Source organism: Brevibacterium siliguriense, from assembly GCF_900105315.1.
Classification (GTDB): Bacteria; Actinomycetota; Actinomycetes; order Actinomycetales; family Brevibacteriaceae; genus Brevibacterium; species Brevibacterium siliguriense.
Genome location: NZ_LT629766.1, coordinates 205,982 through 223,963, shown reverse-complemented (window position 1 = coordinate 223,963; position 17,982 = coordinate 205,982). Strand labels below are relative to the sequence as shown.

Sequence of the window (17,982 nt, the reverse complement as noted above, 5' to 3'; positions counted from 1 at the left end):
CGTGGCTGAGGTTCCGGCACTGCGGCGAGCGATCGCGATCCTGCGGCATATGGCCTCGTCGAACCGGTCGATCACGGCCGGCGCGCTGGTCCGGTCGCTCGAGATCCCGCGGTCGAGCGCATATGACATCCTTGCCGTGCTCGAGGAGCTCGGGCTCGTGGCTCGCACCGAATCCGGGTATGTGCTCGGAGCTGGTGTGCACGAGCTCGGGGCCTCCTACCTGCGGACGAACCCATTGCAGCGGTTGGCGCAGCCGATCGTCCGCCAGCTTGCCGAGGATACTGCGACGACAGCACAGCTGGCCGTCATCCGCGGCTGGGAGACCGAATACGTGCTCAAAGAGCAGTCGCTGAAATCCGTTGCGGTCATCACCGCCACCGGAGTGCGCATGCCCAGCTATCTCACGGCGACCGGGCGGGCGATCCTCGCTCAGCTGCCGAAGTCCGAGGTGCTCGCGATGCTGCAGTCCGAGACCGAGTTCGTCACGCGCACGGGCAAGGGGCCGACCTCGGTGAAGGCGCTCAACGCGGTGCTCGCGCAGGAGCGACGGACCGGAAGCGCGATCGAACACGGCGAAGTCACGCCGGGAATCTCGACGCTCGCGGCGCCGGTTTTCGACGTCTTGGGCCGCCCGATCGCGGCCATCGGCCTCTCGTTCGTCACCGATACCCTGCCCGAGGACACCGATCCGATCGTCGACCGGGTCAAGGCCGCCGCCGCCGAGGTGACCGCGAAGCTGCGGTGAATGTGCCGATCGCTCACCTTGCTGTCGCTGTACCGAGTTATGCGGTGAGCGGTGGACGGTAGCGTGAGCGGCCGGCGTGATCGGACCGCGCGTCAGAGCCCGAGCACTCGCCGCTCGCGTGCGACCTCCTCGACGATCTGGTGATCGCTGAGCAGCTCCTTGATCAGCGCGATTCCGAGGACGACCACGATGACGGTGAACGGAACCGCTGAGAGCATCGCGGCCTGTTGCAGAGCCTCCAGTCCACCGACGAGAAGCAGGACCACCGCGCAGCTTCCGGTGAGGAGACCCCAGGTCGCGATGACCGGGCGCCGGGGAGCGAAAGATCCGCGTGAGGACAAGGAGCTGAGGACGAAGGTGTTCGAGTCTGCGGAGGAGACGAAGAACAGGATGACCATGATGATCGTGAAGACCGAGGAGAGCATGGACAGCGGCAGCTGGTCGAGGAGGTTGAAGAACGCAGTGTCGAGGTTGTTCTGAGTGGCCTCACCGATTCCGGCCCCACCCATGTCGAACTTGATCGCCGAACCGCCCATCACAGTGAACCAGATGAAGAACACGGCGCTGGGGACGAGAAGGACTCCGGCGACGAATTCTCGGATGGTCCGACCCTTCGAGATCTTGGCCAGGAAGATGCCGACGAAAGCACTCCAGGACAGCCACCAGGCCATCATGAAGTAGGTCCAACCGAGCATCCATTGGCTGCCTTCAGCATCCGTCGGGGTCATGAAGCTGAGTTCGACGAAGTCTCCGGCGAAAGCGCCGATGGAGCGGACGAACAGGTTAGTGACGAAGCCGCTGGGTCCGGTGATGCAGACGAAGAGTCCGAGCAGAGGACAACGGTCCCCATGTTTGGGTGTGCTCGGCCAGGAGGATATCGACATAGAACTGCGCCGAGGCGGCTGGATCGGCAGCGGCGACGATGGTGTGGTTGAAAGTTGCTGACATGATCAAGTTCCTTTTCAGAAGGTTTCTGATTCGCTGATCGCCCGAGGCGTTTTCGGGCATGGTGAACTGAGAATTGAGAAATGGGCTTCATCATGAGGTGGGCCGCGAGCAGAACGCTCGTGGCCTCTGCGGCTCAGCTGTCGACCGGGTTACCGATCCGTGAGCGGCTGTTCTCCTGTCCGGTCATCGCAAACGAGCATACAAGCCGTGAGATCAAAGCGGAACAACTTTCGCGAGCGCAGTCTGGGGGTCAGGCACCTTCAGGATTCGACTTACGTGCGCATTCACGCCGTCGGCCGTGCACTTGTGCTCCAGGTGACTTCTGTAAGAGGTATGGTGAGACCATGCGCATTTCCGGACTCAACTGGTGGTGGCTGCTCCTCACAGCAGCCGACTGACGCATACCCGCGGGCTGCATGGCAGCCCGCAATTTCTGTGGATCTTCTCCGTGCGACCCGTGCAACTCTGACCGCATCACCGCACAATCGGGAGATCACATATGGATTCCTATTCCGCCACCCTCCTACGGATGCCGCAGCTCCGCAGTGAAGTCGAAACACAACCGGACAAATTCAGAATGCTCACGGGCGAGCGTCCGACTGGCCCACTTCATCTCGGCCATCTGTTCGGCTCGATCCTCGAGAGAGTCAGCCTGCAGAATCGTGGAGTCGAGACCTTCATCGTCCTCGCCGACTACCAGGTGATCACGGACAGGGACACCTCGGCGAATGTGAAGAACAACGTCCGGGAGGCGATCATGGATTACGTCTCGGCCGGTATCGACCCCACACAGACAACCATCTTCACCCACTCGGCCGTACCTGCTTTGAATCAGCTCCTTCTGCCCTTCCTCAGTCTGGTCTCGGACAGCGAGCTTCGGCGCAACCCGACTGTGAAGTCAGAGCTTGCCGCCTCAGAGCGCCCTCTGAGCGGATTGCTGCTGACCTACCCTGTTCACCAAGCCGCGGACATCCTCTTCTGCAAAGGCAATCTGGTGCCGGTAGGAAAAGACAATCTTCCGCACGTCGAGATCACCCGGACTATCGCGCGCAGATTCAACGAACGATACGGAGGCGTATTCCGCGAACCGGAAGCAATGCTGACGCAGACTCCCGAGCTTCCCGGACTCGATGGAAGGAAGATGTCGAAGAGCTATGGAAATGCCATAGCGTTGGGAATGAGCGCTGACGAGACGGCCGCCGTCATTCGTAAGACGCAGACAGATTCTCAGCGACAGATCACCTTTGCCCCTGAGAGGCGGCCTGGAGTTTCGGCACTTTTAGCGACCGCGGCCGTCTGCACTGGCGCCGAGCCGGAAGACATAGCTTCGGAGGTAGGAGAATCTGGTGCGGGTGCGCTCAAGTCCTTAGCCACAGAGGCGGTGAATGAATACCTTGCAGACCATCGTGCGCGCCGTCGAGAACTTGAGTCGGACCCGACGACGGTTGATCGAATACTCGCGGATGGCAACGAGCGCGCCAATGTCATCGCAGATGCGACGTTAGCGGAGGTTCGTGCGGCTATGGGTATGGATTACTGAACGAAGTGGGACGCGAGTTCACCGCCGCTGGAGCAGGACCGCGACCTCGAGGTGCTTCGTGTGCGGGAACATGTCGAAGATCCGCGCCTGGGCCACTTCGTAGGCGGGCATTCGCACGAGATCCTTCGCCAGAGAGACGGGATTGCAGCTCGAATAGACGATGTGCTCGATGTCCGATTTCTCCAGTGCCGCCGCCAGCCGTGCACCGATCCCTCGCCGAGGCGGGTTGACGATCACGCAGTCCGGTCGTCCGCCGCCGGCTGATGCTGCCAAGTTCGCCTCGGCGAACTCCGTGGCATCGCCGGCGAGGAATCGGGCGTCGATGCCGAGCTCGGCGGCGCTGACCTTCGCGGACTCGATCGCCTGCTCGCTGACCTCCACGCCGGTGACCCGTTGCGCAGACCCCGCGCAGTACAGCGCGAACCCACCGACCCCGCAGTAGAGATCCCATAGGTCCGATGCGTCAACGGCGTCCACCCACTCGGCCACCTGGTTGTACAGCCCGATAGCCACGTGCGTGTTCGTCTGGAAGAAAGACTGCGGCCGCAGATGCAGATCCACCCGATCGAGGTTCATCCGCAGCGATTCGCCGCGGAGCATCTCCTCGCGACTGCCCTCGAGCACGGCCTTGTGCTCGGGCAGCAGATTCACCGACACCACGGAGGCGTCCGGGACGAGCGCAAACAGCCGATCCTTCCGCGACCGCATCACGTCCAGCCCATGCTGAGTGCGGACGACGAACCGGATCATCAGCTCACTCGACGGCGCCGCCGTGACATGCACGAACTTCAACTCACCTTTGCGGGCAGGGACATCATAGGGCTCGAGTCCGGTGGCATCGAGGAAGTCCGCAAGCACCGGGATCACCGTACGGATCGCCGGGGACTGAATTCCGCAGTCACGCAGATCGACCCCGTGGAACTCCTGGTCGAGGATGCCCAGGGTCACCTGTCCGGCTTCCCCGCTGACCGCGAGCTTCGCCCGGTTCCTGAAGTCCCGCACTCCGCCTGCCAAGGTCGGCAGCCACACTCGCGGAGCCGCCTCGGCGAGGGTCTCTCGGCACCAGGCTTCCTTGTCCGTGATCTGCTGCCCATAAGGGGTTTCGATGAGGGCGCAGGAGCGGCATTCCCCACGCTCGAAATACCCGCAGTGCAGGTGCCCATGATCTGCCGAGGCGGGGGAGAGCGGGAAGGTCGTCATTCCCTCATTCTAGACGGCGATCCGCCCCGGAAAATCGTTGACCCGGACCGTCCGACAACCGTAGACTGAACGTAGCCAAATCGATTTGGCCCAGCCCTCGAAGTGCGAAGGACCCCATGACTCAGCTGCGCAGCCTCCACCAGGCCCCTGCCCTCCTCGTTCCGGAGAAAGTGCTCCTGCCCGAAGGCGCGCAGACCGGCCATGCGGTGCTCGTCGACGACGGTCGGATCCTCGCCGTCGGTCCCCTCGCCGAGGTGGCCGCCACGGCCACATCGCTGCTGCACGATGCGAACGCCGCCGGTCCGAATCCCGAGGGCGACCGAGCAGTCACCGAACCTGTCCGCATCGATCTGCCCGGACGCCTGCTCATGCCCGGGTTCATCGACGCCCACCACCACCTGACTCAGACCTTCGGCAAGTCCCTCGTCTTCGGCGAACCCTCCGAGATCTTCCAACGCGTCTGGGTGCCGATGGAGTCGAACATGGACGCCGAAGCCATCGACGTCGCCACCCGACTGGCCGCTTGGGAATCCCTGCGCGGCGGCTTCACCACCGTCACCGACGCCGGCACCCGATCCAGCGTCGATGTCTCCGCGATCTCCGACGTCACCACCGACGTCGGACTGCGCTGCGTGCTCGGCGTCATCTGCAATGACCTGGGTGGGGGAGTGCGCACCTCGACTGTCGCCGAGGTGGTCGCTGCCGCCGAACGCCACCTGAGCCGGTGGGACGCTCAGCCCCTCGTCCACCCCTCCCTCGCGGTGTCCATTCCCGAGGTCGCCTCCGACGAAGCACTCGTGGCGATCACGCAGATGGCCCGGGACGCGGGAGTGCCCTTCCAGGCCCACCTCAACGAACACATCGTCGCTGTCGAACGCTCCCTCATCTCCGGTGGTGAGCGCCCGCTCGAACGTCTCGCCCGCCTCGGGGCGCTCGGTCCAGAGCTGCTCGCTGCGCACGCCACCCTGCTCACTCCGCGCGAGATCCGGCTGCTCCGCGACTCAGGAGGCGCGATCGCGTACAACCCGGTCGCGAGCTCATGGAAGGGCAACGCCGTGGCACCAGCACTGCTCATGCACGAACTGGGAATGCGCATCGGGCTCGGCACTGACGGTACCCGTTCGGATGCCTTCCGCCTCCTCGACGCGGCCGAGACCGCGCAGCGCCTCACCGGCGGCATGGACGTCATCGACTCCTCGGCCGGCGGCGGCTGGACCTGGCTCGAACAGGGTCTGCGCGGCGGCGCCGACGCCGTCGGGCTGGGCGGGCAGATCGGTGAGATCTCGCCCGGTGCCCGTGCCGACCTGCTCGTGCTCAACATCGACACCCCGGAATTCGTGCCCTCCTGGGATGTGCCGTGGGAACTCGTCCGCCTGGCCAACCGCGACCAGCTCGAAGCGGTCATCGTCGACGGCAGGCTGCGCCTCGAGCACGGCTGGCCGGTCGACTGGGACGGCCGGGCATTCCTCGAGCGGGCAAAGGACGTCTCCCGTCGCGTCGTCGAGAACTCCCCGATCACGCGCATCGACCCCTACGCGGCCGAGCATCGAGCACGGTGGATGACCGAGCACGGGAACACCTCGGTCAACGGCAGCCCCTCCTCGGTGAACGCGCCGCGAAACGGCGGCACCGCCTCGGCGAGGGACGACTTCTGATGTCGATGCTCGCCTTCGGGGTCATCGCCGCGGTCGTCCTCATCTCCGCATTCGTGCAGGGATCGACGGGGATGGGGTTCGCGATGATCCTCGCGCCGGTCGTGACGTTCATCGACCCGAGTCTCATCCCGGTGATGCTGCTCGTGCTGATGATCCCGCTCAATCTCTACATCGCCGCGCGCGAGCGTGAGCACATCGACTGGACCGGCGTGAAATGGATCAGCGTCGGACGATTCGCCGGCACGTTCGCGGGACTGTGGATCCTCGTCATCGTCAACCTGCACCAGCTCGCGCTGCTCATCGGCTGGTCGACGCTCATCGCCGCGGTCGTCGCACTGCTGGCGCCGAAGTTCACGCCGAACAAGCCGGTGCTCGCGACGGTCGGGCTGGTCACCGGTGTCACGGAGACCTCGACGGGCATCGGCGGCCCGCCCTATGCGCTGGCCTATCAGCACAGTCCCGGCCCGGAGCTGCGGTCGACGGTGGCCGTATGCTTCCTCGTCGGTGAGATCATCTCGCTCATCGTGCTCGCCTTCAGCGGGCAGGTCTCGGCGGACACGATGGTCACGACTGCTTGGATGCTGCCGTTCCTCGCGGTCGGTTCGTTCCTCTCCCGCTACGTCCACCACCGCCTCGACGGGCCCGTGCTGCGCTATATCGTCCTCGGCTTCGCCATCGTTTCCGGCATCATCGTCATCGTCCAAGCGTGAGGGCCGGGCGCGGCAAATTTAGGTCAGCATCGGATGCTTTCAGGGCTGAGAAATGTCCGATTGCGACCTGGGTTCTGTCGGCCCGCCTCCCGTCGCTGTGTGAAGTAGGGTGAGTCCATGACCGATCTCCCGCGCGCGCACCGCGTCACGATCGCCGATGTGGCGCGTGAGGCCGGAGTGTCGCGAACGACGGTCTCCCATGCGCTCAGCGGTCAGGGCAAGGTCAATGCCGACACCCGGGCGAAGGTCAAAGAGGTTGCCGAACGCCTGAACTATCGGCCCAGCGCCCGCGCCAGAAGTCTGCGCTCGGGCAAGTCGCAGACTCTCGCCCTGCTGTCCTCGATGCCTGCCGCCGTGTCAGCCGGGCCCTCTCAGCTGGGCTTCTTCACCGAACTGGCCATGGGATGTGCGCGCACTGCGCTGCTCGAAGGCTACGTCTTCGTCCTCGCCCCACCCACCGAGGCGGCCGACCCCGTCGATCTTCTCGACATCGACGGCGCGATCCTCCTGGAGCCGACCGGCGACGACCCCCTCGCCGAGGCGCTGCGTGACCGCGGCATCCCCTACGTCACTATCGACGGGCCGAGTTCGAGTGATTCGGCTGCGCCCGCGGGAGCAGCGGCGCCCGCCGGAGCCGATAGCACGTGGACCATCGACCTCCACCACCGAACAACCGCTCAGCTGCTGCTCGACCACCTTCTCGACCAGGGGGCCACACAGCCGGCGCTGCTGGTCAGCCGCAGCCGGCGCGGAGCACAGATCGCGGCCCGTGAGGTCTACGCCGAGACCGCCACGGCCCGCGGGTTCACACCGCTGATCGCCGAGGCGGATGAGACCTCCGGAGAAGACGGGGCCTTCGTCGCCGCAGAGAAGATGTTGGCCGAGCACCAGCACATCGATGCGGTCCTCGCCCCATCGACACCTTTGCCACCGGTGCGGTGAGAGCCGCACAGGAATCCGGTCGAACGGTCGGCGGCGACCTGCTCATCGCCACCCGCTACGACGGTCTGCGCGCACGCACGAGCAGACCGCCGCTGACCGCCGTTGACCTCGGCCTCGAGGCGATCTCGAGTGCGGCGGTCGAGATGCTCGTGGTTGTTCTCGACGAAGGCCATTCATCGAATGCGGGCGCCGCCGCGGATGGCCGGGACACGGAATCCGCCGCCGCGGATGGCCGCGACCCGGAGCCCGCCACGGCGGACGCGTCGGTGGCGGCCGCCCCGGCGGGGTCATCCGGTCCTGTCCTCGTCGTCAGGGAGTCGACGGCGGGGGTATCGCCGGACAGGGGCCGGGACTGAGCAGGATGCTCGGACCGGGGATCCGGCTCAATCCAGAACCTCAGATCCGGTAGTCGGCGGGCCTCTGGTCGAGCTTGCTCGGATCTGCGATCGGAGTCCGGGCCTTCGGGTGCCGATTGCGTTTGCCGGTGTGGTGGAAGAGCAGGTTGAGCAGTACCGAGACGAACGCGGCCATGGCAACACCGCTTCCCAACAGGGACGACGCCGACTGCGGCAGCTTCGCGTACATTCCGGGAAGGAGCACCGGCATGAGGCCGGCGGCCAGGCCGACGGTGGCGGTGATGAGGTTGCCCGTCTGATTGAAATCGATCTTCGCCAGCATCTGGATGCCGAGGACAGCGATGATGGCGAAGACGACTACCGCGGTGCCGCCGACGACGGCCGAAGGGACGCCGTTGAGGATGCGAGCGACGGGGCTGAGCCCGATGAGGATGAGGAGGATTCCGGCGATTGCGGTCACGTAACGACTGCGCACACCTGAGGCGCGCACGATTCCGACGTTCTCGCCGCTGGTGACCATCGCCGGGGTGCCGAAGAGGCCGCCGAGGATGGTGATGATGCCGTCGGAGCGGATGAGGCGGGGGACCGCACGGTGGGGTTCGACCTTCTGGCCGACGACCTCGCCGTTGATGATCGTCTGTCCGGTGGCCTCGGCCATCGATGCCAGAGCCCACAGCAGCATGGGGATTGCGGCGATGAGATCGAACTTCGGTGAGCCGAACGGGAAGAGAGTCGGGACGGCGAAGAGCGGGCCGTCGGTTTGGCCGGAGAAATCGGTGGCTCCCATGAACGCGCCGACGATGGTGCCGCCGACCAGGCCGACCGCCACGGAGAGTTTGCCGAGCATCCCTCGGAAGAACCGGAAGCACGCGATGGTGATGAGGATGGTGATGAGGCCGAGCAGCAGGTTCTGCGGGTCGCCGAAGTCCGGCGAATCCGGCTCGCCGACCATGAGTTTGCCGGTGACCTGGACGAGGTTGATGCCGATGACGATGACCATGATCCCGATGACCAGCGGCGGGAAGAACTTGAGCACCTTGACGAACAGCGTCACGGCGAGGATGTAGAAGACGCCGGTGAGCAGGACCGCGCCGACGGCTGTCTCGACGTCGGTGCCCTGCGAGATCGTGATGAACAGTATCGTCGCGGCCCCGCCGGGGAGCATGACGAACGGCAGCCGGACGCCGATCTTCCACACGCCTACCGACTGCAGGATCGACCCGAGACCGGAGAAGACGAAGACTGCCGACAGCACCGCCGAGGTGGTCCGCGCATCCAGCCCGAGCGCGGTGGCGATGAGGAACACCGATGAGATCGGGGTCGCCACCATGACGAGCACGTGCTGGATGGCGAACGGGACGAGATTGCGGATCGGCCGCAGCTGATCGACGGGGTGGACCGTCGTGCCGGATGCCGTGGTGTCCGCAGATGGGGTCGTGTCGGTGTCGACGGCGGCGTCGGCGTCGTTGCCGACCGTGCTGTCGGATTTGTCCGGATCGGGTGTTGCGGGCATGGCACTGCTCCTCGACGCGCATCGTGATCGGCCTGAAATACGGCGGCCAAATCGATTTGTTCAATCGTGCATCGAGGGAGAGGCGGTGTCAATAAGCGATTCGGAATTCGGACAGATGGCGCGGGGAGGTCGTGCACATCCGACGCCGAGAATATGGGAGGAGGGCGGGGAGGGGCCGTCAGCGTCGGGGGAGGCTCTCGCGGATGCGGAAGGGAAGGGCGGGGCTCAGGCGGCGATGAAGCTGAGGGCGATGAAGGTGCCGAACGAGACGAACGGAGCGATCGCTGCGACTGAGATGGCGATGTTGCCGGGAGTTCGGCCCCGCCCGGTGACGGCTGCCGTGATGCCGAGGATGATGCCCGTGATGCCCAAGCAGGTGCACAGCCCCTGGACTCCGACGAGCACGATCGCCAGGGTCTGATACCAGTCCGGAGTGTCGGTGAAGAAGTAGCCGGACGCGGCCTCGGAGGGGCCGACGGTGGCGCCCAGGATCACCGAGGCGGCCAGGCTGAGGACCATGGCGACGATCGACAGCGCCACGGCCGCCTTGCCCAGCGTCGGCGACTTCGCCGAAGCGGCGCTATCCGTTCGTGCGTCGGCGGTGTCATGCGCTTGAGCCAGGTCGTCGGATAGCGGTGTGGCATAGACAGGATGGGCGGGAGCTGCCGGGACCCGGGGCTGCTGTGCCGCGAGCTCATCATCGGTGGGCTGAGGGAACGAGAAGTCCGTCGAAGTCATGCCTCGACGCTATCGACGCGGACCGGCCGCGCCCCATCCTGCTATCCCACGAGCGGGGTCGGGAAAACCTCCCTGCGGGAACTGCCCGGCCAGCCGCCGCAAACGTAGGTCGCAAACGGATGCTTTCGAGCGTGAGAAACATCCGTTTGCGACCTATGTTCGGAGGTCAGCGCTTGCGGGCGACGATGAGGAACCGCTTCTGTGTGACCGTGATCGGGTCACTCGATTCGGCCAGTCGTCGGAGAACATCGAGGTTGGACCTCACAGTGAACCCGGGGACATCCCACGGAATATAGGCGAGGTACTCGATGACCGCCTCGACGTCGGTGAAGCGCATCGTGCCCTGCCATTTGCGTGCCGCCTCGATCGACAGCTCCTGACTCTCGGCATCGCTGAGGCAAGGTTCGAGCTGCTGGTGCAGATCGCCCACTCCGCCGCCGAAGAGGTCGCGGAACTCCTGCGCCTCCGTGCCGTCGACTTGCTGGGTGAGGAACAGTCCGCCCGGTGAGAGGACGCGGGCGACCTCGGCGAGGTCATAGCTTTCGTGGCGGTTCATCACAAGGTCGAACTCGTCGTCGCCCCACGGCATCTCCGGGTGGTGATCGCTGTCGTACCGGGAGACCTCGACGCCGTAGTCCTCCAGCATCGAGGCGGCCAAGGGCACGTTGGGCTCCCACCCCTCGGCTGCGGCGATCGTCGGCGACGGTTCGCCGGGCGGTCTGGCTTCGTCGAGGCGGTCGATGAGTTCGCTGAGGCGCTCGCCGCCTCCCGTGCCCATGTCGAGGCACCTGTGTGAGTCGGCCATCGCGTCGAGGCAGATCTGATCGAAGTCCCATGGCGGATCATCGGCGACGAGGCGACCGGACAGCGGGGAGAAATCCCACCCTGTCATCGACGCCGTCTCATGGATCCAGGCCCATCGCTCATGGCGTTCGTGGGGAGTCTCGTCGCGCGTGCGACTGCTGTCGGCATATTCGGGCATGTCCACACTCCTCTGCCGGGTGGCTCGGCGCCATCACCGAGCAGTTCTGCAACTCTGCCGGACGGCTCAGTGCCGTTGGGGCGCCGGTGCCGTACTTCGACTCTAGGCCAAAACAGGATCGAGGTGCGGGAAGCGGCGAAGAATTCTCCGGACTGAGACGTGGGCGCGTCTGCCGGGGCGTCCGGGGCGTGATCTCGGGCGTCTGATAGCTCGAGGGTGACAGCTTGATGCGTCGGCGCGACGATGGTCGCTGACGTGGCGGCAGTGGGCGCCTACACGACGAAGCAGAAGATGAGCACGGCGAGGCAGACGACGAGCATGCCCAGGCAATTCATCCAGAAATCCCGGCCGACATACTGGGCCCGCAGGTGAGCGGCCGCGGCACAGAGGAAGTAGACGACGAGGCCCGCCGCGGCGGAAGAAGGGTGAGCAGTCCGTCACCGAAGACGATGACCGCGAGAACGACGGTCGGCCAGACTGGATCGGGCAGCAGGATCATCGTGAACCCCTCACAGCGAGCTTCTGACGCGAGTGTGGAAGACGATGCTGGCCAGCATCGCCTCGACGGCGTCGTCGCGGCTCATCGTCGTCGCCGCCCACCGGAAGAGGATGCCCAGGTACGAGTCATAGAGTGCTGTGGCGCTGGCCTGCGCGTGGTCCTCGTTGATCCCGATCGAGACCAGCGATTCGCTCAGCCGGCTCTGCAGATCCACAGCGAGGGTGTTGAATACCTCGGGCTCGCCCTTGACTCGCATCATCGCCGCAGCGTAGTCCCGTGACAGGTCCTCGTGTTCGGCGAAGAACTCGAGGAATGGCAGGAAGAGTTCGAACAGATGACGCTGCACCGCCGAGGTCGGTCGCGGCGGACCTTTCTCTGCCCCGGTGTCCGTTCCTCGCCGCGACAGGCTCGTCCGCCGAGGCGGTGGTGTGTAAGTTCCGTTCTGGAGCTGCCCGATCCACCGATCGAAGCACCGGACGAGGACGGCGTCCTTGTCGCCGACCGCCATCACACGGCCCACCGACACCTCGGCGGCCTGCGCGACGGCACGGATGGTCGTGGCCCTGAAGCCGTGCTCGAGGAACAGCTTTGCGGCCGCGTCGATGATCCGGTCCTCGGTCTGACGGCGCTTGCCGGACCTGGGGTGAACGTGTTCACTGCGCATGCTCGAACCTTAAGTCCTTCCGTGTTCACTTTCGAGACCATGTGTCGTGTTGCTTCCGGCAAGAAAGTTAATGTACCTTAACTTTATGAACGTCGATCCCTCTGCATCGGTGCGCACCCGCGAAGGTGAGCCGAAGAAGAACAGCCGGAAGAAGATCTCCACCGCGGTCCTCCTCGGACCGGCCTTCGTCGCCGCCATCGCCTATGTCGATCCGGGCAACGTCGCGGCCAACCTCACCGCCGGTGCGGAATACGGGTACCTCCTCGTCTGGGTGCTCGTGGCCGCGAACCTCATCGCCGTTCTCGTCCAATACCTGTCCTCGAAGCTCGGGCTCGTCTCCGGGCAGTCGCTGCCGGGCCTCCTCGGCGACCGTCTCCGCAAGAGTAACCGCCTCGCGTACTGGGGCAGGCCGAGGTCGTCGCCATCGCCACCGACCTCGCCGAAGTCATCGGCGGCGCAATCGCCCTGAAGATCCTCTTCGATATCCCGCTCCTGCTCGGCGGCGTCATCGTCGGCGTCGTCTCGCTCTTCCTGCTCTCGATCCAGTCCACCCGGGGTCAGCGTCCCTTCGAGTTCGTCATCATCGGATTCCTGGTCATCATCGCCATCGGCTTTCTAGCAGGCTTGTTCGTTGGGGATGTGAATTGGGGGCAAGCCGCAGGTGGAATCGTGCCGCGGCTCGAGGGCACGAATTCCGTGGTGCTCGCCGCGAGCATGCTCGGTGCCACCGTCATGCCCCATGCGATCTATCTGCATTCGGCTCTCTCGGTCGACCGTCATCGCGGCAATTCGACCGCCTCGACCAGGCAGCTGCTGCGCGCCAGCCGTTGGGACGTCGTGCTCTCCCTCGTCGTCGCGGGCTCTGTGAACATCGCGATGCTGCTGCTGGCCGCCGCGGCACTGCGCGGTCAGACCGGCACGGACACCATCGAAGGTGCGCACGCTGTCGTCACGGCCAACCTCGGCGAGGTCGTCGGGCTCTTCTTCGGCATCGGTCTCCTCGCCTCAGGTCTGGCTTCGAGCGCAGTCGGATCGTACGCGGGCGCCTCGATCATGCAGGGGCTGCTGCGCGTGAACTTCCCGATCGTGTGGCAGCGCGCGTTCACGATGATCCCTGCACTGATCGTCCTCGCCATCGGCGTCGACCCGACCTGGGCGCTCGTGCTCAGCCAGGTCGTGCTCAGCCTCGGCATCCCGTTCGCGATGATCCCCCTGGTCAGGCTCACGAGCAGCCGTCGAGTGATGGGGGAGTTCGCGAACGCACGGTGGATCACGCTCGTCGCAGTGGCCGCCTCGGCGCTCATCATCGTCCTCAACGTCGTCCTCATCGTCCTGCTCGCGCTCGGGGTGGAGTGACCCTCGCCGAGGCGGTGCTCCGGGGATGTGTCGATCGCGAGCTCAGCCGTTTCGCACGTCGATGGGCTGGACAAGGATCCGCGGGTCCGAGCGCACCCACCACGGCTTCGGTTCTCCGGCAGCGACGGCCGCTCGGCGTTCGGCGCGGGTGGCATAGCGGTAGGTGCAGACACGGACGCGGATGAGCTCTGGTGCGGCACCGTCGAAGGGGTCGGGACCCATGAGGCGGCGGATCTGTGGGTCGCCGGAGCCGACCTTGCGCACGAGTTCGGTGAACCAGGTCTGCCGGTAGTCACCGAGAGCGGCGAACCACATGAGCCAATCGAGCCGCAGATGATAGGGCGCGATGACCGGCCCGCGGCGAAGAACGTCGCCGGGTTTGCCCTTGAACCGATACTCGCGCCAGCCTGCGTCGGCGTCATCGCGGCCGGGGCTGTCTGCGCTTGTGCCAGTGGCACCTGCGTCCTCGTCGTCGATCCACCCTTCGATGATGATCTCGTTGCGGGTCTCGGTCATCGACCCGAATGCGCCATAGGCATTGCCGAGCCCGAGCCGGTTGAAGCTCGCGTTCATCAGCTGATTCGGTGAGAAGAGGTTGCGCAGCGCTGGCACGTTCAACCATGCCTGCCACGCGACGAATACGAGGACGACGATCAGCCACCAGACAGGCAGGGCATCGACCGGATCGGGCACAGCGACGAAGTCGGCCGCCTCGGTGCCGGTGGGATCGGTGAATATTCCGACGACGGAATTCCACCCCCATCCGGGGAACGGGCCGCCGGCGATCCACCGGAAGAAAGTGTCGCTGATTCCGGAGCAGGCGAGCAGGATCGTCGCCCAGTTCAGCCACGCATAGTTGCCGGTGATGACGAGCGCGAGCTGGGTGAGGATGATGGCGACAGCCGCGAAAGAGGCGATCGGCTGGGGCAGGAACAGCAGCCACGGGGCGGCGAGTTGGACGATGTGGCTACCGAGCGTCTCACCCTTGTGCCACCAGCCGGGCATGAGGTGGGCGCGGCGGGAGACCGGGTTCGGCATCGGCTGGGTCTGATGGTGATAGTCCATCGCGGTGAGGTCGCGCCAGGAGGCGTCCCCGCGCATCTTGATCATTCCGGCGCCGAATTCGATGCGGATGACGAACCAGCGCAGCAGCAGGACCACAGGCAGGGACGGGGCCACCTCGTGGGAGCCGAGGAAGCCGATGAGGAATCCGGCTTCAAGCAGCAGCGATTCCCAGCCGAAGCCGTAGAAGCGCTGCCCGATCGACACGATCGAGAAGTACAGCCCCCACAGGCCTAAGAACACCGGGATCGGCACCCATGCGGGTCCGGCCTGAGGCAGACCGATGATCGCCGAGGCGGCCAGGGCCATTCCGATCACGCAGACGAGGCGCAGTCGTCGGTCCGAATACGCAAACCGCTTCCAGCGGAAGATCGTCGGAGCCTGCCGGGTCGAGGTCAGAGCGATGAAACGCGGAGCAGGGGTGAGCCCCCGTTCGCCGAGGAGCGCCGGGAACTGGTTGAGCGCGGAGGCGAAAGCGATGAGGAAGAGCACGCCGAAGCCGCGTTGGATGATCTCACGGGAGATCGTGTAGTCGCCGGCGGTGAGGAGAGCGACCACCTGGTCCATGGCTCAGTTCGCCTCCTGAGGCAGGTGCCCGGTGGTGGCGACGACGAGCGCCGACGAAACCGTGACGGGAAGACCGATGGCAAAGATCAGCAGACCGCCGTTCGGCCGATTGCTTCTGTGCATGTCCCTATCTTCGCAGGCGCAGTGAGGCTCCGAAAGAGCAGGCGCAGTGAGGCTCCGCGAGGACAAGGAGCGGTGACCCGACTGGTCACCGCTCCTTGCGCTCGCATGCTCTCAGTGCTTCGGTTCTTCGATCTCCTCGACGTCGTCGGCATCCTTGGGCACCGCCGGAATCGAATCCGTGGTCGGCGGTGTCGGTGGAGTGACGACCGACTGGAACGAATGCTCGTGCGAGTAGGCGAGGAACGACAGATGGTTCTCATACCGGTCGAGCACGTCATCGATGATCTGCTGAGAGCTCAGACCCATGAGGTCATAGCCTTCAGAACCGGTCTGTGTGAAGACCTCGATGCGGAAGTACTTGTCGTCACCACGTGGGGCGTTGCGGGCACCGAACGACGGCACATTGGCCTCGATGGCTGCGGCCTCGTAGTGGAAGTCGCGCTGCTCGCCCATGTCGACATTGAGCGTGTTCGTCGTGATCTCGGTGTCCTCGTCGAGGGTCCGGACGTGTTCGACGGTGTAGCCGAGCTCCCGGAATTCCTTGGCCACGGCTTCCAAAGACGGTCCGACGACCTCGGCGACGAAGCGTTCGACGGACTTCTTCGTGGGGTAGGAGCGAAGGGTGGCCAGGCGCTGACGCCAGGTCTTCTCCGGAGCACGTCCGCCGTGGGCGGCCGTGGTGCGGCGACGACGGATCCGGCCTTCGCGTTCGGCGCGCTCCATGCGCAGCACCTTCGAGAACGAAGCCATGACGAGGTAGGCGATGATCGTCACCGGCAGGGCGAAGATCAGGGTCGCGTACTCCATCGTCGTCACGCCTCCGGCGACGAGCATGGCAATTGTGAGCACTGCAGTGACCAGGGCCCAGAAGATGCGCAGCCACTTGGCTCCGTCCTCTTCCGGATTGGGAATCGAGGAGGAGAAGTTCGACATCACCATGGCACCGGAGTTCGCACTCGTGAGGTAGAACAGAAGGCCTGACAGCGTGGCCAGGCCGATGAGGAACGTCGCTCCCGGGAACATCTCGAGCAGGTCGTACCAGCCCTGTTCAGGGGAGGCGATGGCCTCACGTGCGAACTCGTCGTTGCCGTTGAACACCTCGGACAGGGCCGAGTTGCCGAAGATCGTGACGATGATGAAGTCGCAGATCACGGGAGCGGTGATCGCGGCGATGACGAACTCACGCAGTGTGCGGCCGCGGGAGATGCGGGCGAGGAACAGCCCGACGAAGGGACCCCAGGCCAGCCAGAAGGCCCAGAAGAACAAGGTCCAGCCGCCCATCCATTCGGATCCGCCGTCGACATAGGCGAACGTCGACAGCGTGCGTTCGGGCAGGGTGAAGATGAAGCGGCCGATGTTCTCGACCATAGCGTTGAGCAGGAAGGCGGTCTTGCCGGTGATGAGGATGTAGAGCATCATCGCCGCACAAGACCAGAGGTTGAGCTCGGAGACGAGGCGGATGCCCTTGTCCACGCCGGAGGTGCAGGCGGCCACAGTCATGACGACGGCCACGATGACGAGCGCGATCTGCAGGGCCAGTCCGGTTTCGAGACCGAAGAGAGTGGCGAACCCGACGTTGAGCAGGACGACGCCGATGCCCATCGAGGTGGCCACGCCGAAGACGGTGCCGACGAGGGCGAAGATGTCGATGACGTCACCGGTGGCACCGCGCACGCGCTTGCCCAGCAGCGGGTAGAGGACCGCGCGGATCGACAGGGGCATGCCCCAGCGGTAGGCGAAGTAGCCCATGGCCATGCCCAGCAGCGAGTACATCGACCAGCCGGCGATGCCGTAGTGGAACATCGTCCATACGACGGCGTCCTGCGCGGCCGCTGCCGATTCGGGGGAGGCGTTGACAGGGTGGAGGTACTGGGTGATCGGCCCGGTCACCGAGTAGAAGAGCATATCGATGCCGACGCCCGCGGCGAAGAGCATTGCGACCCAAGTGAAGAGGTTGTACTGCGGACGGGAGTGGTCCGGGCCGAGCCTGACGCTGCCTTCCTTGGACAGTGCCACCCAGAGGACGAAGCCGATGACGACGGTGACGGTGACGACATAGAACCAACCGAGGTTCTCTGCGATCCAGTCCACAGCCGTCTTCATCGTCGACTGAGCCGAGTCGGGCATCATCATCGCCCACACGGAGAATACGAGGATGATGAGGGAGGCGACGATGAAGACTCGCCAATTGACGCGGGAGCCGCGTTCGTCGGAGAGCTCCTCCGGGCCTTTGCTCATCTCCGTGCTGTCGATCGGAGCGCGCTTCTCAGGATCGACGTCCCTGCTGATTCTCGTGGCCCGGTCGGTTCCGCCGAATCGTTCGCGTTCGACGACTGGGCGCTTCAACGTCTCTTCGTTCGGATCCTGCACGCATCGACCTCC

General features: G+C 65.1%; 14 protein-coding genes and 1 pseudogene. 7 read left to right on the top strand and 8 right to left on the bottom strand.

Going from position 1 to position 17,982, the window contains the following annotated elements; genetic code table 11:
• The first annotated feature begins 1 nt into the window (after position 1).
• Positions 2-745, top strand: coding sequence for an IclR family transcriptional regulator (locus BLU88_RS00940; protein WP_092009196.1), 744 nt, complete (start codon positions 2-4; stop codon positions 743-745).
• 92 nt (positions 746-837) lie between these two features.
• On the opposite strand, the gene BLU88_RS00935 is transcribed toward BLU88_RS00940, so the two are convergent.
• Complete coding sequence (locus tag BLU88_RS00935; protein WP_231939516.1) at positions 838-1,629, bottom strand: BCCT family transporter; 792 nt, start codon at positions 1,627-1,629, stop codon at positions 838-840.
• Positions 1,630-2,192: 563 nt separating this feature from the next.
• Between BLU88_RS00935 and trpS the strand changes: the two genes are divergently transcribed.
• The gene (trpS, locus tag BLU88_RS00925) at positions 2,193-3,233 is read left to right on the top strand and encodes a tryptophan--tRNA ligase (protein WP_092009193.1); all 1,041 of its coding nucleotides are present in this window, start codon (positions 2,193-2,195) and stop codon (positions 3,231-3,233) included.
• 18 nt (positions 3,234-3,251) lie between these two features.
• Here trpS and BLU88_RS00920 read toward each other — a convergent pair whose 3' ends face one another.
• Positions 3,252-4,433 (bottom strand): methyltransferase domain-containing protein, encoded by a 1,182-nt coding sequence (locus BLU88_RS00920; RefSeq protein WP_197678162.1) that lies wholly within the window; start codon positions 4,431-4,433, stop codon positions 3,252-3,254.
• 116 nt (positions 4,434-4,549) lie between these two features.
• Between BLU88_RS00920 and BLU88_RS00915 the strand changes: the two genes are divergently transcribed.
• The 4 genes from BLU88_RS00915 to BLU88_RS18325 all read left to right on the top strand — a co-directional run bounded on the left by BLU88_RS00915 (position 4,550) and on the right by BLU88_RS18325 (position 8,096).
• Entirely contained in the window at positions 4,550-6,088 is a 1,539-nt protein-coding gene (locus BLU88_RS00915; RefSeq protein WP_092009191.1) for an amidohydrolase family protein, read from the top strand.
• Positions 6,088-6,798, top strand: a complete 711-nt coding sequence (locus tag BLU88_RS00910) for a sulfite exporter TauE/SafE family protein (protein WP_092009189.1) — start codon at positions 6,088-6,090, stop codon at positions 6,796-6,798. The genes BLU88_RS00915 and BLU88_RS00910 overlap by 1 nt, the downstream gene beginning before the upstream one ends.
• 117 nt (positions 6,799-6,915) lie before the next feature.
• Positions 6,916-7,740: a LacI family DNA-binding transcriptional regulator gene (locus BLU88_RS00905; RefSeq protein WP_197678161.1), complete on the top strand. Its 825-nt coding sequence runs from the start codon at positions 6,916-6,918 to the stop codon at positions 7,738-7,740.
• Positions 7,737-8,096, top strand: a complete 360-nt coding sequence (locus BLU88_RS18325) for a substrate-binding domain-containing protein (protein ID WP_197678160.1) — start codon at positions 7,737-7,739, stop codon at positions 8,094-8,096. Before BLU88_RS00905 ends, BLU88_RS18325 begins: the two co-directional genes overlap by 4 nt.
• Positions 8,097-8,136: 40 nt before the next feature.
• Here the strand turns inward: BLU88_RS18325 and BLU88_RS00900 are convergent, their stop codons facing one another.
• The 4 genes from BLU88_RS00900 to BLU88_RS00880 form a co-directional block, all read right to left on the bottom strand.
• Positions 8,137-9,609, bottom strand: a complete 1,473-nt coding sequence (locus BLU88_RS00900) for a uracil-xanthine permease family protein (protein WP_092009187.1) — start codon at positions 9,607-9,609, stop codon at positions 8,137-8,139.
• Positions 9,610-9,834: 225 nt separating this feature from the next.
• Entirely contained in the window at positions 9,835-10,347 is a 513-nt protein-coding gene (locus tag BLU88_RS00895; protein ID WP_092009185.1) for a hypothetical protein, read from the bottom strand.
• 166 nt (positions 10,348-10,513) lie between these two features.
• Positions 10,514-11,329 carry a class I SAM-dependent methyltransferase gene (locus BLU88_RS00890; protein WP_092009183.1) on the bottom strand — a complete coding sequence of 272 codons (816 nt, stop codon included), beginning with the start codon at positions 11,327-11,329 and terminating at the stop codon, positions 10,514-10,516.
• 509 nt (positions 11,330-11,838) lie between these two features.
• Positions 11,839-12,492 (bottom strand): TetR/AcrR family transcriptional regulator, encoded by a 654-nt coding sequence (locus BLU88_RS00880; protein WP_092009181.1) that lies wholly within the window; start codon positions 12,490-12,492, stop codon positions 11,839-11,841.
• An 85-nt stretch (positions 12,493-12,577) separates the two neighbouring features.
• Between BLU88_RS00880 and BLU88_RS00875 the strand changes: the two are divergent.
• Positions 12,578-13,848 (top strand): annotated as a pseudogene (locus BLU88_RS00875) (Nramp family divalent metal transporter).
• Positions 13,849-13,890: 42 nt separating this feature from the next.
• Here the strand turns inward: BLU88_RS00875 and BLU88_RS00870 are convergent.
• Both BLU88_RS00870 and betT read right to left on the bottom strand, forming a co-directional pair.
• Positions 13,891-15,477, bottom strand: a complete 1,587-nt coding sequence (locus tag BLU88_RS00870) for a lipase maturation factor family protein (RefSeq protein WP_092009179.1) — start codon at positions 15,475-15,477, stop codon at positions 13,891-13,893.
• A gap of 234 nt (positions 15,478-15,711) precedes the next feature.
• Entirely contained in the window at positions 15,712-17,970 is a 2,259-nt protein-coding gene (betT, locus tag BLU88_RS00865) for a choline BCCT transporter BetT (RefSeq protein ID WP_197678159.1), read from the bottom strand.
• Between the last annotated feature and the right edge of the window lie 12 nt (positions 17,971-17,982).